Origin of the sequence: Pontibacter silvestris (assembly GCF_020907275.1) — a bacterium.
Classification (GTDB): Bacteria; Bacteroidota; Bacteroidia; order Cytophagales; family Hymenobacteraceae; genus Pontibacter; species Pontibacter silvestris.
The window spans coordinates 173,985-188,657 of record NZ_JAJJWI010000007.1 but is presented as its reverse complement, the minus strand read 5'-3'; the positions used below and the strand labels follow the sequence as shown (position 1 = coordinate 188,657).

Annotated in this window: 10 protein-coding genes; 4 read left to right on the top strand and 6 right to left on the bottom strand. The window is 42.7% G+C overall.

Features of this window, described 5'->3' with window-relative positions; all coding sequences use genetic code 11:
* Positions 1 to 12: 12 nt before the first annotated feature.
* The 5 genes from LN995_RS08540 to uvrA form a co-directional block, all read right to left on the bottom strand.
* Positions 13 to 4,791, bottom strand: a complete 4,779-nt coding sequence (locus LN995_RS08540) for a hypothetical protein (protein ID WP_229960331.1) — start codon at positions 4,789 to 4,791, stop codon at positions 13 to 15.
* Between the two features lie 11 nt (positions 4,792 to 4,802).
* Complete coding sequence (gene prmA, locus LN995_RS08535; protein ID WP_229960329.1) at positions 4,803 to 5,633, bottom strand: 50S ribosomal protein L11 methyltransferase; 831 nt, start codon at positions 5,631 to 5,633, stop codon at positions 4,803 to 4,805.
* 8 nt (positions 5,634 to 5,641) lie between these two features.
* Positions 5,642 to 6,019, bottom strand: a complete 378-nt coding sequence (locus tag LN995_RS08530) for a DUF6150 family protein (RefSeq protein WP_229960327.1) — start codon at positions 6,017 to 6,019, stop codon at positions 5,642 to 5,644.
* 358 nt (positions 6,020 to 6,377) lie between these two features.
* On the bottom strand, positions 6,378 to 7,139 hold the full coding sequence (gene tpiA / locus LN995_RS08525; RefSeq protein ID WP_229960325.1) for a triose-phosphate isomerase: 762 nt from the start codon (positions 7,137 to 7,139) through the stop codon (positions 6,378 to 6,380).
* Positions 7,140 to 7,567: 428 nt separating this feature from the next.
* On the bottom strand, positions 7,568 to 10,372 hold the full coding sequence (gene uvrA, locus LN995_RS08520; protein ID WP_229960323.1) for an excinuclease ABC subunit UvrA: 2,805 nt from the start codon (positions 10,370 to 10,372) through the stop codon (positions 7,568 to 7,570).
* 313 nt (positions 10,373 to 10,685) lie between these two features.
* On the opposite strand from uvrA, the gene LN995_RS08515 reads away from it, so the two are divergent.
* A complete protein-coding gene (locus LN995_RS08515; RefSeq protein WP_229960321.1) occupies positions 10,686 to 10,808 on the top strand; it encodes a 30S ribosomal protein THX in 123 nt (40 codons plus the stop codon).
* Between the two features lie 85 nt (positions 10,809 to 10,893).
* Here LN995_RS08515 and LN995_RS08510 read toward each other — a convergent pair whose 3' ends face one another.
* On the bottom strand, positions 10,894 to 12,165 hold the full coding sequence (locus tag LN995_RS08510) for an MFS transporter (protein ID WP_229960320.1): 1,272 nt from the start codon (positions 12,163 to 12,165) through the stop codon (positions 10,894 to 10,896).
* A gap of 1,071 nt (positions 12,166 to 13,236) precedes the next feature.
* On the opposite strand from LN995_RS08510, the gene LN995_RS08505 reads away from it, so the two are divergent.
* The 3 genes from LN995_RS08505 to LN995_RS08495 all read left to right on the top strand — a co-directional run bounded on the left by LN995_RS08505 (position 13,237) and on the right by LN995_RS08495 (position 14,500).
* Positions 13,237 to 13,584 carry a hypothetical protein gene (locus LN995_RS08505; RefSeq protein WP_229960318.1) on the top strand — a complete coding sequence of 116 codons (348 nt, stop codon included), beginning with the start codon at positions 13,237 to 13,239 and terminating at the stop codon, positions 13,582 to 13,584.
* Between the two features lie 230 nt (positions 13,585 to 13,814).
* Complete coding sequence (locus LN995_RS08500; RefSeq protein ID WP_229960316.1) at positions 13,815 to 14,105, top strand: cupin domain-containing protein; 291 nt, start codon at positions 13,815 to 13,817, stop codon at positions 14,103 to 14,105.
* Positions 14,106 to 14,116: 11 nt separating this feature from the next.
* On the top strand, positions 14,117 to 14,500 hold the full coding sequence (locus LN995_RS08495) for a group III truncated hemoglobin (RefSeq protein WP_229960314.1): 384 nt from the start codon (positions 14,117 to 14,119) through the stop codon (positions 14,498 to 14,500).
* The last annotated feature ends 173 nt before the right edge of the window (positions 14,501 to 14,673 follow it).

Below are 14,673 nucleotides of genomic sequence, written 5' to 3'. Positions count from 1 at the left end.
TAGGGCTTCTGGTTACTGTTCTATAAGACCAAACGGATCTTGCTTATCTTTTTTCTTTTTCTTCTTCTTATCCTTTTGGGGTTGTTCTTCTAAAGTCTCAAACCTGTCTGTCGGCTCATCCAGTGGTTGTTCTTTAGCTACCTCAAAACCTCCTGCCCCATCCAGGTAGGCTTTACGGAAATAGTCCAGGAACTCATTCTTCTCAATCGGAGCACCTGCATAAATGCCGTAGCCGGATTTTATTCCTCTGGTTCCTCGCGCCTTAGAGCTTACAGCTTTATTAAATTTCTCATTAGAGGAAACCAAGGACAGGCCGTTCTCAAAAAAGCTAAAGTAATACCACGTATAAGGGTCAGCCTGCACATACAGATTCACAGCAGGCTCACCATTCAGATCATGGCGCATTTCCAGGTAACCGTCCAGTTGCGCATTTATGTCTTCTTTGCCCATACTCGCCATACTTAACTTGCCTACACTGTACCATGCTTTACGCGCATCGGACCAACGGAGGTTTACCTGGTTCAGAATAATGCTACGCACCAGCTTGCCAGACAAATTAGGTAACGGAACATATTCCACAGCAGAACTCTCCTTGTACTTACGCACCTCTTTATCGCCGATGAACGCTGCCAGCTTATACATAGTTGCTTCACTTGCATCCATTGCCTCGCCGGCGCCTCCTGCACTTTCCTTAATACTACTTGCCATAGAAGCTAAAGCCTGGCTAGGCACATTCAGGTCAAAAGCAAGAAAAGCATCCATGCTATAGCGATTACTGTCTATTCTCGCACTTCCGCTACCAGAAGCTTCTACCATAAAATCTTTCACTGCTTTTAACAGGTTCAGCTTACCTTCAAAATGAACAGTGTTAGATGCTTCGTTGTACGTGAGCACGTTCCCCTGGTAAGAGTCGGCATAAGCACGGGCTTCCTGACCTATTTTAAACTCACTGGCTTCTTTATTGTAAGACAACAACCCATCTACTACGAACAAGTCCAGGTCGTCTTCCGCTTTCTTTTTAGACACAAAAGTACTGTACAATTCAGAAGAACCATTTGCTACGTGAAGTCCTGTATGCAAAGGCACTCCATCAGCCGCTACTGGTGCTACAAGTGGAATGCGTAAACTATTAGGGTTTAAAGAGTCTTTTTTATAAGAGAACCAATCAGCATCGGCCTCATTGCCGGTAAAGTTCAGCTTCAACTCTCCATCGAAGTTCATGTACTGGTTGTTGGAGTTCATAGTTACCTGCCCCCTATACATCACTCGCGGAAAAATGTAAAGCGATTTGGCATCCTCTATGGTAGCTTTTGCAGAAGTAAAGCCTAACTCTTCTTTCTTCTTCCCTCTCTTTTTCTCCTCTGGATTACCATACACAAAGTCTGCAAAATGTAACTGGAAAGAGTCTACTGTGGCACTTGTGTAATTTAACAGTGCATCGCCTCTAAAAGCTCTGCGAGATATAATGTCAATATTGCCTGCATAAAGCTTGTGATATTGCTGCACAGAATCAGCCATGATTTTAGCGTTACGCAGTGTTTTAATAGTAGCATCAGCAGCAACTTCCACATGCCCGCTGTCTGGCACTACATGCACATCGCCTACAGCTATATAAGGTACTCCGTTTGCTTCAATGGTATTGCTTTTAAGGTTATATAAACCATTAGCTGCCATAAAGCGAAGCGAGTCCTGTTGTGGGTGCAAAGAATAGAACCAGTTTTTGCCTCCGGTATCATTAGATTTTAAGCTTACCTTTTGCGTTTTAAAGTCTAATGTGGCACTGCTCATGTTTGTTCTGTACTGCGCCTGCGGGAACTCCAGGCTCGCTTGTCCTTTCTGCTCTATAGCAAAGTCTACGACTCCTTTTACCAGGTCATAGTTAAAAGCTACTCCTTGTGCTTTTACTCCTGGCAACTTTTCATCATCTGACTTTATCAACATCTGAGCCTGGCTACCAGCAAAACTGCGTTGTTCGAAATGCAGATCAGGAGCCGTTACAGTCGCCAGCGGGTTTTCTACTTCACCACTTCCATATAAACCTCCGGGCGACAACTTTGCCACGCCTTTAAATGTCAGACCTTCATCGTATAGCTGCATTGGTTGTTCTAATGTCTGCAGATACATGGTATCAGCCTGTGGTCGCCAGTTCATATTAAAGCCATTCAGGGTAGCTGCAGGAAAATTAGTACCACCAGATGCTCCCTCTGCTATGGTTACCTTTGTACCTTCTTTTGTGGTTACGGCATTCTTGTAATAGTTAAAGGCCGGGGCTTCTATTGTTGCTGTTAAGTGCTGTATTTTTCCCTTGCTCTGAATACCTTTACTATCCATCATGATAGTATCGAATACCATTCCTTTACCCTCAAACGCTGGCAAACCAGTTGCAGGAGGCTGGTAGTAGAAGCCGAGGGTTTCATCAGGCATTAGCTGTAATTTAGCCTTGATTGGCGGAAAAATGCCACCGGAGTTAAAAGTACCGTCTAAGTTTACTGTCTTTTTTGCAGAGCTTAGAGAATCGAGTTTAAAAGGAGGCAAGTCGAAATAGACGGTGCTATCGTAAGCTCCTCCTGCAACATCAGGGCGGGCAAAAGCAACCTGTGCACCTGAAACAGCATCAAACTTAGGGTACTCTGGAAAATATTCTTTCCCGGACTTATTATCGGGCTTGTTAAGGTACAGTTTACCTGACATTTTACTACCTCCGCTTGTCAAGACCTGTTCTGCAACCTTTTCATCTTTAACACGTCTCCTTTTCGGTACTAGTGCTACAGTATCCAAGCTAGCCATATCTATAGCAAACTCGTTGTAGTTAAACTTAAACTCAGCACCTTTAAAAGCCAACTGACCGGCATACACCTGTCCGTCAAACTCTATATCGCGGTTATTGAGAATATGTAACTCCTTACTTCGGGGATTTATGTAGACGATAGAGGAATCTCTGGTAAATTCCACTCTTTCTACTCCCCGGACAGTTAGCTTATTATCTTCTAAGTTTAAGGTGGCATTTTTGCCGGAGGGAACAATAGACTTTATTACCAGGTGGTCATAGTCCTTCAAATCGCGGGCGGAACCGACGTAGTGCCAAGCCTTAGGTTTTAAAGCAATATAACCACTAGCAGGGTCATAATCTAAGTAGCTTTGCCGGGAGAGGTTTATAGCGGCCTCTTTCAAAGCTGACTCATTAATTTTGGTAGACTTAGCTACGTCAGAAGCATAAAAATCATTTTGCTTCGATTTGACGGCATAGCTTACCAGCACCTGCAGAGGGTGAAACTGTGCTACACCTATCAGACGTTGAAAACGGTTGTCAGAGTAATACCCTGTTGACTCCAGCCGCAATGGGACCAGTGTCTTTGTGTTTAAGATAGAAAAATCTATAGTTGGCTCATTCAGGAGCCAATGCAGACGTTCAGCAGTAATTTCAAGTTTGTGGTAGGTATCAAAAAATGGTGTGTTCGCATATCCCCCTTTATCTTTTGTTAAAACAAGTTCCTGCTTGCGAGTAGAAAAGCGTAACTGCATAGCCGGGTGGGTAATAGAGTCTTTCTGTTGATAAATGGCTACTGCGGCACGGTTCGCAAGAATAAGCGAATCGGTAATAATATAGTTTCGGGCCATTGAGTGAAACTTACGTTCCCCATTATGCATCACCACAATTTCTGAGAGGCTATTATCCAGTGACTTACTGCCTACGGTGTTGCCAACAAGCGAAAACCCTCCTTTATAGGCTATGTTAGTGCCTAAGGTCTTAATGCTTGCATCATTCGTGAAAGAAAAGAATTTAGGATAAGGATATTCACTGGTTTTATGCCGGCTACTGATCCATTCCAGCGCACCATCTACGGGAGCATTAAGTACAGCAGGATAGGAAATTATTGCATCTGGCACCTTAAAACCAGCAAAAGAAGTGTTAAAGCTGTACTTATTAAACTCAGCGGAAGCTGGTTCTCCATTAGCCTTCCAGTTCAGCTTTCCACCCTCACCCACAAATGTATTGTTGGTTAACATCAACTGCCCAGAAGTTGCCTCGACGGAAGTAGAATCCCAGGGAGTAACGAAAGTAAGTGTCGCCTTTTCCAGCTTTAACACGGGGCCTGAAACACCAGGCAAAGCAGGAATAAACTGTTTCTTCAAAGTTTCTTTTCTATTCTTCTCTGATCTCTTCTTATCCTCTTTCTGAGGAACCTTTGTAGCAACTCCCCACAAATCCTCTTCTTCCTGTTCATCAGCAGGAGCATCCTCAAAGGCAGTATCCCACCCGTCTTTGCTTTCAGCTTCCTCTTCCGACACCTTACTCTCTCCCTCGTAAGCAAAGCTAAAGCTGCCCCCTGCGCTGCTCAGAGTATAATAGGAATTCTGAAATAACCGGTTTGTACTTAGATAAAGGCTGGCTGTATTCAGAAATTTTTCCAGGTTTTTTACTTTCTCCTGTTCAACAGCTTTAGCAGTAACATGAAGCATGTTGTCTAATGCACCTCCCTCTAAATGCTGGTTGTTAACACCCGCTGTAACCATTGTAAAGAACTGCACAAAATGCGGATTAACGCTCATGCGCTTGCGGTACATGCTTTGAGAGATATTTACAACCTCTTTCTGCTGTTTAGCAGTAAGCTTACCACTACTCCAGGCAGCCTCCAGTTCAGCGGAAAGTTTTTCAGCATTTTCAACTTTACCCGCTAACAGCATTGCTCTCACATCTGCTACAAATTCATCAGGGTTCTCAGAAAGTTTCGTCTGGGCCTGTGCCGTAAGAATCGAAAAAAAAAGCAGTATGGGTAAAATCCGTTTCATAGGCAAGTTTGTTAATGTGATGTAAAAATAGCTGACACCCAATTATTCTTTACCCGGTGCGAAATATAAGTTAGTCCTAATTCTGCGGTTCGCTCCTGGAGTATCGGCAAATCTTCTGTATAAAAACCGCTTAACAGCAGCCACCCTTTTTGCTTTAACACAGCTTTATAAGCAGGCATGTCTTCCAATAGAACGTTCCGGTTTATGTTGGCTAGTATAACATCGAAAGGCTTTTCTCCTTCAACCGTCTCAGCACCACCTAAACGCACATCAATAGCAGGATAGTTATTTAGCTCTGCATTTTCACGGGCATTTTCCACAGTCCAGTCTTCAATTTCCACAGCTACAATTTCTGAAGCACCTAGTTCTGCGGCCATTATAGCCAGAATACCAGTACCACAGCCCATATCCAGTACCCGCTTGCCCTGGTGATCCAGCGTCAGCTGGTTCTCGATCATGAGGGTAGTGGTTTCGTGGTGACCTGTACCGAAAGACATCTTTGGGTTGATAACAATATCATACTTTGCTTCTTCAGGTTTTGGATGAAAAGAGGCTCTTACTGAAACCTGTCCGTCAATAAACAAAGGTTCAAAATTACGTTCCCACTCTTCGTTCCAGTTCTGGCGCTCTATTTTTTGCACCGTATAATCCACCTGCACAAAATCAGCATAGCGGTTTAAGGTCTCTTCCAGTGCCTCCTCCGAGTATTTGTCTTCGTCCATGTAGGCGCTAAAGCCATCTTCTGTTTCCACAAAGGCATCACAACCCAGCTCTCCAAGCTCGGCAATAAGTATATCCGCAAAATCTGCGTTTACTTTTAAAGTTACTTCTATAAAATCCATGGTAATAGTTATTCGCGGCAAGTAGCGTAAGAGCGCACGTCGGTAAAATGCACCGTAAAGTCTGCTAAGTTACGTTTATCCGTTACATATAAAATGTGGTCTGCAAACGCTTTCTTTGGAGTAAGGTACCAAATTGCTGTGTTATCGGCAAACAGCTTGTTCTTCTCCTTGTACACAATCATATTGGCAAAAGCCTCATCGTCATTCAGGAAAACGGTATAAGCAGCAGTATTCCTGTACTTAGGATCCCGCTCAAGATACACTGCTCCATAAATTCTACAGAAACCTTTTTCCACAACTACTGGCTCAGAGGCAGACGCATTATTAGAATTTAATGTTGAAAAGAATGGGGCCAACGCCAGCAAAAGAGAGAAGATAATAGACATAAAATTAAAATTTACTCAAATATAACGATAAGCTATAAACAAAAAGGCTGCCGATTAATTTATATCAGCAGCCTTTTTGTTTCTTTTGCCAGCTAATAAGCTCCACCTCCCCCTGCAAAAGCAGATCACTACAGTAAACTTCCATTATTCAACCATCATGTATTTTTCAGCTATCTCCCCCTTAAACTGATTTTCCAGGCCCGAAATAATATGTTAAAGCACAGGAAGGATGATTTGGAAAAGCCGCTTGTGCTCACGTAAAAACGCCGCTAAAGGTTGAGCTGTTTTAGCTTATAGCTTATAAAAAAGAAGGCTACTAATGTCTCCACCAGTAGCCTGCATTTAATTTTCTTCTTTTTTAAAAAGATTTGATGATATCGGTAAAGTCTCTGGACTTAAGCGAAGCCCCTCCAATCAAGCCTCCGTCAACATCTTCTTTAGAGAAAATTTCTTTAGCATTGCCAGGGTTGCAGCTACCGCCATACAGTATAGTACAGTTAAAAGCAGCTTTTGCATCAAACATACGCGACAGTTGCTCACGAATGAAGGCATGCATTTCCTGTGCCTGTTCTGCACTTGCTGTTTTACCAGTACCGATAGCCCAGATTGGTTCATAGGCAATTACAATCTGATCAAACTCTTCGTTGCTTAGGTAAGAAACGCTGTCTTTCAACTGCTGGCCCACATACTCAAAATGGCGCTCTGCATCACGCTCTTCCAGTGGCTCTCCACAGCAGAAAATTGGCTTTAAACCATGCTTTAAGGCAACTTTCATTTTCTGATAAAGCACCTGTGCATCTTCGTGATGGTACATACGGCGCTCGCTGTGGCCGATAATCACGTATTCTGCTCCTACCGACTTTAGCATAGCAGCTGAAATATCACCAGTATAGGCTCCACTTTCATGCTCGCTTACGTCCTGAGCAGCCAGATGCATTTTATCGTTGCCTTGCGTTAATTTGCTTACGCTTTGCAAGTACGGGAAAGGAGGTGTCACAATTACAGTCACGTCATTATTTACCTCGTCTTTCACCATGTTATCAATTTCTGATACCAGTGAAAGCGCCTCCTCATAGGTTTTATTCATTTTCCAGTTACCTGCAACGATTTTCTTTCTCATGTTTTATGTATTTGTTATTAAATCTTGAGTTTCTTTCACAGTCTAAGCTACCTCAACGGCAATTTACTAATTTCTGATTTGAGCTGTACGTACTATTTGCAATTTAGACAATAAGGTAGTTTATCTCAGGCAAAAAGCTGCCTCAATACCGAGCCTAAAAGCCCTGGTCCCTCCTTATTTATACAATTACTTTCTCACGCTTCTGCTTCCATACAGCAGCACCTTTGTCATGCTTCATGCCTGTTAGCAGCTCAGTAATTCTACAGCTGTTAAGAGCCATGTGTTTCTGTACAGATATTTATTCAACCGAGTAGCTATTTATAGCGAAACTAAAAAGGAAGCAGCAATCCCAAACTCCCTTCGAATGATACAAACTGATGCTATAAAGTAAAAGCCGCAGGCACCATAACTTTAATTCTTCGTACGTCCTATAATCTTCCTTTCAAGAACCTGGCTGTATCATTACCCTCCAGCTTCACCATATCTTCTGGTGTACCTTCGAATAACAGATGCCCACCGTTAGTACCACCTTCAGGACCTAAATCTATAATCCAGTCGGCACACTTTACAATGTCCATGTTGTGCTCAATAATCACAACGGTATTGCCATTCTCAATAAGAGCATTGATGGACGTAAGCAGTTTACTGATGTCATGGAAATGAAGGCCGGTACTTGGTTCATCAAAAATGAACAGTATATTCTCCTGGTGCGGCTGCGCTCCTTTAGTCAGGAAAGATGCCAGCTTTACACGCTGCGCCTCTCCACCCGACAAAGTATTGCTGGACTGCCCTAAGCGAATATAACCTAAGCCTACATCGTTCAGAGGCTTAAGTTTCTCCACAATTTTAGGCTGATCGGCAAAGAAGTCTATACTATCGGCAATGGTCATATCAAGTACATCAGAGATGCTCTTGTCTTTGTACTTCACATCAAGCACATCTTGCTTAAAGCGTTGCCCGTGGCAGCTTTCACAGGTCAGGTAGATGTCGGCCATAAACTGCATCTCAATTTTCACCTGTCCTTCTCCCTGGCAAACTTCACACCGGCCTCCTTCTATATTGAAAGAGAAATGTGAAGGCTTAAACCCACGTGACTTGGCTAAGGGCTGATCAGCGTACAGCGCCCTGATAGCATCGTAAGCCTTTACATAAGTTACTGGATTTGAGCGTGAAGACTTACCAATCGGATTCTGGTCCACGAACTCTACGTGCTCAATTTTATTATAGTCCCCTTGCAGTTTATCAAATTTACCGGTAGCCTCGGCTGTGGCACCGTGTAACTTCTGCATAGCCGGATACAGTATCTTTTTAATTAAGGTCGATTTACCGGAACCACTCACACCTGTCACCACTGTCATTACCTCCAGCGGAAACTTTACTGACAGGTTTTTCAGGTTGTTTTCACGGGCTCCCGTAACCTCTATCGCGTTACGCCACTTACGACGCTGCGCCGGTACCGACACTTCCATTTTGCCACTCAGATACTTGCCAGTGTAGGTAGCGGCAGATTTCATTAGTTCATCAAAAGTACCCTGAAACATTAGGTTACCACCGCCAGAACCTGCTTCCGGGCCAATATCAATGAGTTGGTCGGCTGCACGCATCATTTCCTCTTCATGCTCTACTACAATTACTGTATTACCAATTTGCTGTAACGAACGCAACACACCAATCAGCTGCTCAGAGTCTTTTGGGTGCAAGCCTATGCTTGGCTCATCTAAAATGTACATAGAGCCCACTAACGCACTACCCAACGATGTAGCCAAATTAATACGCTGGCTCTCACCACCAGATAAGGTATTAGACAAACGGTTAAGGGTAAGATAGCCTAGCCCTACACGCTCCAGGTAACTCAGGCGGTTCGTCACTTCTGTGACCAATCGCTCTGCTACCCCCTGTTCATGCTCTGTTAGCTGTATATTCTGAAAAAAAGGCAGCACCTGCGTAATCGGCATCAGCACCAGGTCAGTAATGCTCTTGCCGTTGACTTTTACGTAGCTGGCATCTTTGCGCAAGCGTGAGCCTCTACACTCAGGGCAGGCAGTACGCCCACGGTAGCGCGACAGCATCACACGGTACTGAATTTTATGCGTCTGTGCCTGTATATGCTTGAAGAAATCGTTAAGGCCTTCGAAATACTTGTTGCCCGTCCAGAGCAGTTCCTGCTCTGCCTCTGTCAGTTCGTTGTAAGGGCGATGAATCGGAAAGTCGAAGCGGATGCCGTTCTTAACCAAGGGCTGTAGCCACTCGTTCATCTTATCGCTTCGCCAGGGGGCAATAGCTCCTTCATAAACTGTCAGGCTCTTATCTGGTATTACAAGGTCAGGATCAATACCTAAAACACTTCCAAAGCCTTCGCAGGTCTGGCAGGCACCATAAGGATTATTAAAGCTAAAGAAGTTAACGGAGGGTTCTTCAAACACTATTCCATCCAACTCAAACCTGTCAGAGAACACACGTTCCTCCTCTCCATATAATACACGGCATTCACCCTGCCCTTCAAAAAAAGCTGTCTGCACTGAGTCTGCAATACGGAACTGCAGGTCTTCGTCATTTTTATAAATAACCGCACGATCTATCAGAATGAAAGTACTTTTACCCAATTTGGGCTTCTTTTGCTCCAGCAATTCCTCAATAAATAAGACATCGCCATCGGAGTAAATACGGGAATAGCCTTTCTGCAGCAACAAGCCCAGTTCCTTTTCCAGTGTTCTGTCTTCGTGCCGGTGCAGCGGAGCCAAGATCATTACTCTTGCCTCATCCTCCAGGGAAAATATAAAGTTTACGACATCTGTCACTGTATCTTTCTGCACCACCTCACCAGAAACAGGTGAATATGTTTTGCCGATGCGGGCGTAAAGCAGTTTCAGATAATCATAAATCTCTGTGCTGGTACCTACGGTAGAGCGGTTATTCTTTATGCTCACTTTTTGCTCTATCGCAATAGCCGGGCTGATACCTTTGATATAATCCACATCAGGCTTGTCCATACGACCCAGAAACTGACGTGCGTAAGAGCTTAAGCTTTCTACATACATGCGTTGCCCCTCGGCATACAATGTATCAAAAGCAAGCGAAGATTTACCAGAACCAGAAAGACCAGTAATAACGATAAATTTGTTTCGGGGAAGTGCCACACTCAGGTTTTTAAGGTTATGTACCCGAGCCCCTTTTATGATGATGTTTTGACGAGCGTCTAGTTCGTCGAAATTATATTCAGGAATGTTTGCCATAAGCCAATGCCTTCTCTAGTTAAAGCTATACGCTTTGCCTGTGAAAGCTTCTATACTTGTAGTTAAATTAATCTGCAAAGATACAGACTTTCAACCTCATTTAGAAGGAGATTGTTACAGCAGACGAGGCAGAATGTGCAGGAGTTGAGAAGGAATTCTGCTAACATTCAGATACAATAGCAATCATTTTCTTTTACAGACACATTTCTGTAAATTAGCAATAGAGCAGCAGGAGTAAGCGTTAGTATATCTGCAGTTCAGCTTTACCCGTATGGGAGTTATAAGTTCAAATTCATTTTAACTAGTTAATTTTATGGGAAAAGGAGATAGAAAAACAAAAAAAGGAAAGATCACGAAGGGCTCTTACGGCAACAGCCGCCCTCATAAAGAGGTGAACAAAGCAGCTCAGAAAGCAAAAAAAGAGGTTGCCCAGTAACCTGACCTAGTACTTGAAACCAAAAGCCCGTCCTGCTTGCTATAAGCAGGACGGGCTTTTGGTTTATATATACCTCTTCTTTTTGCTACACAGCCGGCTCCATATCTGATGTAAGGTTCAGTTTGCGAAGCTTATCAGCTTTCAATGCCGTTATCCCTACTACTACCATGGTCATGACACCTCCGAACACTACGGCTGGCACTACCCCCATTAACTTGGCTGTAAAGCCTGACTCAAACGCACCTATTTCGTTAGATGAGCCTACAAAGATATTGTTTACAGAAGACACCCGCCCTTTCATGTACTCTGGTGTTAAGGTATGTATGAGAGTAGAGCGGATAATGACACTAATGCTATCAAAAGCGCCACTGACCGCTAATAGAACTATCGAAAACCAGAAATTGGTGGACAGCCCAAACAAAACGATACACGCGCCAAACCCTGCCACACAAAGCAGCATTTTCTTTCCGGCATTAACCGTAATAGGGTAATATGCCATAATTAAAGCCATCGACACAGAACCAATAGCCGGAGCTGCACGCATAAAGCCAAGCGCCTGTGGCCCCATGTTCAGAATATCATAAGCAAAAATAGGCAGCAGAGCCACTGCACCACCAAACAGTACTGCAAACAAATCCAGCGATATAGCATTAAGGATGATCTGGTTTCCAAACACAAACTTAATACCGGAGCGTAAGCTCTCTTTCATGTTCTGCGGGTTAATATTCTCAGGTAAGGGTTTGGCACCGATCAGTGAAAACAATACCAAAGCCAGCAACACAAGTACAGCATCTGTAGCATAAGAAACCGTAATGCCCCAAAAACCATAGATCAGGCCTCCTAGGGCAGGGCCTGCCACTGACGCAGCCTGCCAGGTAGTACTACTCCAGGTAATAGCATTGGTATACAGCTGCTTGTTGGCGACCAATTGCGGCATAAAAGAAAATACAGCCGGCCCCATAAATCCTCTGGCAATACCACTCAGAAAGATAACACCATAAATTGGTCCCGCTCCATAGCTTGCTAGCACATGGCTCATATCTGTCGTAAAAAAAAGCAATGTGGCTGAACATAGCATCAGTACCGATATAACCGCCATAATAATCTTCTTGCGGGGCATTATATCAGCCAGGTAACCTGCATATAACGACACAATAATAGAAGGAATAGCCTCTGCTAAGCCTATAAGACCCAGTGATAAGGCATCTCTGGTAATATCATAGATCTGCCAACCCACAATTACCGCCTGTATCTGCATAGCAAGCGTTATACACAACCTTGCCGAAACATACAGCCTGAACTCAGCTATTCTTAACACGGCATAAGGGTCGTGTGAACGAGCGCCTTTTTTATTCATTTAGATTTTATTTTTACTAGTCGAAAGTCTACTCTGCCACAAAGCTACAGCAAAGTCTTCAGATGATTTTTTTAATCTCCCGATAAATAATTTTATCTTTACCTTAAGAAACCACTTTGCAAGCATTCCTTGTTATATCACATTACAGTAACTTCTGTAGTACGAACTGTTGCTGATTAAATAGCACTCCTTTTAAAATTTTCACGCTTACCATTATTCTATTCTACCACTTTTTTAATCCTGTTGTACTGTAATCTGACAGGGCTACATATTTAATGTCTCTGATAAAGAAATATTAAACACTATATATATGGAAACTATAGATAAAGTTGAACTCCCTTTCCTAAGCACTGCTTATCGGACAGACTCAGACGTACTTTTCCGTAGGTGGAAGAGAAATGTGGAACTTTCTGAATTTGCGGAAGGCTAAATGTGGCAGGTGAGCACAAATCTTACTACTGGCTAGAGGATAACCGACTGTGCAACAATTCGAATTTAATTAACAAAAGCTGGTTTGAGGACCAGTTACTAACAGTTGCAAAAGCAACGCTAAATGAGAGCCTTTATATGGCATATCTGCTTTCGCCTCTGCAGCTAAACGTTCTTACCCAACTGTACAAAGGCCAGCAGCTTCCAATCCTGCTCAACAATCAGCTGGCAATAAACTTTTTACCAATGAGCACAATGCTTTGTGTTTATTGGCACAAAGCATTGTGCTCATTGGTAAGCTATTTTTGTTATTCTTAAACCTTCGTATTTTCCCGAGGCTTTACCATTATGAACTACTGGTAACACTTCTATATTTATATTTTTTGCTTCATCCCGTAACACCGCCGCACATTTAAAGGTATAACTTTTTTGGAGGAAACATTTTTCTGTGCAGTCGCAAGTCAGTTATTCATCTTGTGACATAAACAGAATGTAGCTAACATATTACATTTATGTTATGATTAAAACATAGACATTATCATTACTTTAAACATACTATTATTGATAAACACTTAGCTAAAACACGCGTTAATTGAATTATACTATTTTTATTTATAACTATTCACTAAAAAAACCTTGTATATGAAAGAACTGGACATCAGAAGTCTACTGGAGAACATTGAGAGAAAGGTGTACCAGCAGGAAATCACAACAGATGCAGATCTAACCACAATGATTAATACAGAGATCAATAAAGCCATAAACCTCAAGTATAAGCAAGAGAAGGGCACAGATTATGATCTCGACTCGTCTCTGAAGAATATCTCCTGCACCACACTAGAGTGCTACCTGGACCACCTGAAATCAGTAGAGAAAAAGCTGGAGAAGCCTCACAATATTACGGCACAGTGTACGCCAGTGGAAGAGCGCGAAATTAACCGGCGCCTGCTGTTAATATTAAACCGCCTTAAAGGTTACAGCAGAAAATAAAGTAAAAGCTTGATCGGCTATATTGTAAACCCATCCTTCGGTAAGATTCCTTAGCTCTTTCGAAGGATTTTTTATGCCCGCCTGTTTCTCTAACACCGCTGCACCAATCTTACGATAAGGCTTCTTAAACTTTGACAGGCATGACAAATGTCATTTTTCCGGACGATCTTTATGGCTAATCTTGCTTCGTAGAAAGCAAAACTACTGGAGAACTCAGAAAGCAAAGAAAAATGGAAGACATAGCAAGTCAGATAAGTTATAATCAGGAAAACTTTCAGAGTAAAACTATTTTAGAGAACGAGAAGCAAAAAGCCATCATTTTTGCCTTTTCTGAAGGGCAGGAACTTAAAGCACATAAAGCAAAACAAGACGTGTTCATACTTATACTGGAAGGAGAATGTAACTTTGTACTTGATGGCGCTGCGCAAACCTTAAAAGCGGGGCAGGTTTTCCGCATACCTGCCAATGTACTACACAGCTTAATAGCCGCAACCAATTTTAAAATGGTGCTGCTTAAATAACACAGAAAAACATGTTTAAAGATATTGAGAATGAAGCTGATATTAAGCTTTTGGTTGACACATTTTACAGTAACGTAAACAACGATGAACTGCTTGCGCCTGTGTTCAACGAGTTTGCCCAGGTAAACTGGGAACGTCACCTGCCTGTTATGTACACCTTCTGGAGCTCAGTTTTGTTTGGAAGCACGGCTTATAAGGGGCAGCCGTTTCCGAAACACCTTAGACTACCTATTGAGCAAACTCATTTTAACCGCTGGGTCAGTTTATTTACTAGTACTGTAGATAAACTGTTCAAAGGACCAAAAGCCGAGGACACCAAATTCAGAGCAAGTAGCATTGCGCGCATTTTTCAGATGAAGTTAGGCTTATTTAGTATAGTGACCGATCAACAATAAAAGAACCTGTTCTCACCGAGCCCATATGCTGGCTTAAAACATAACTGCTGAGGAAGCTTTTATTTAAAGTAAACTTTTTCAAAGAGAATACATGGCTGCCAAAGCCTCTATTGTAAAAACCTTCAACATATCCAAAGCTTTGAGGAAACCTTTAACGAAGAAAAAAATGCTGT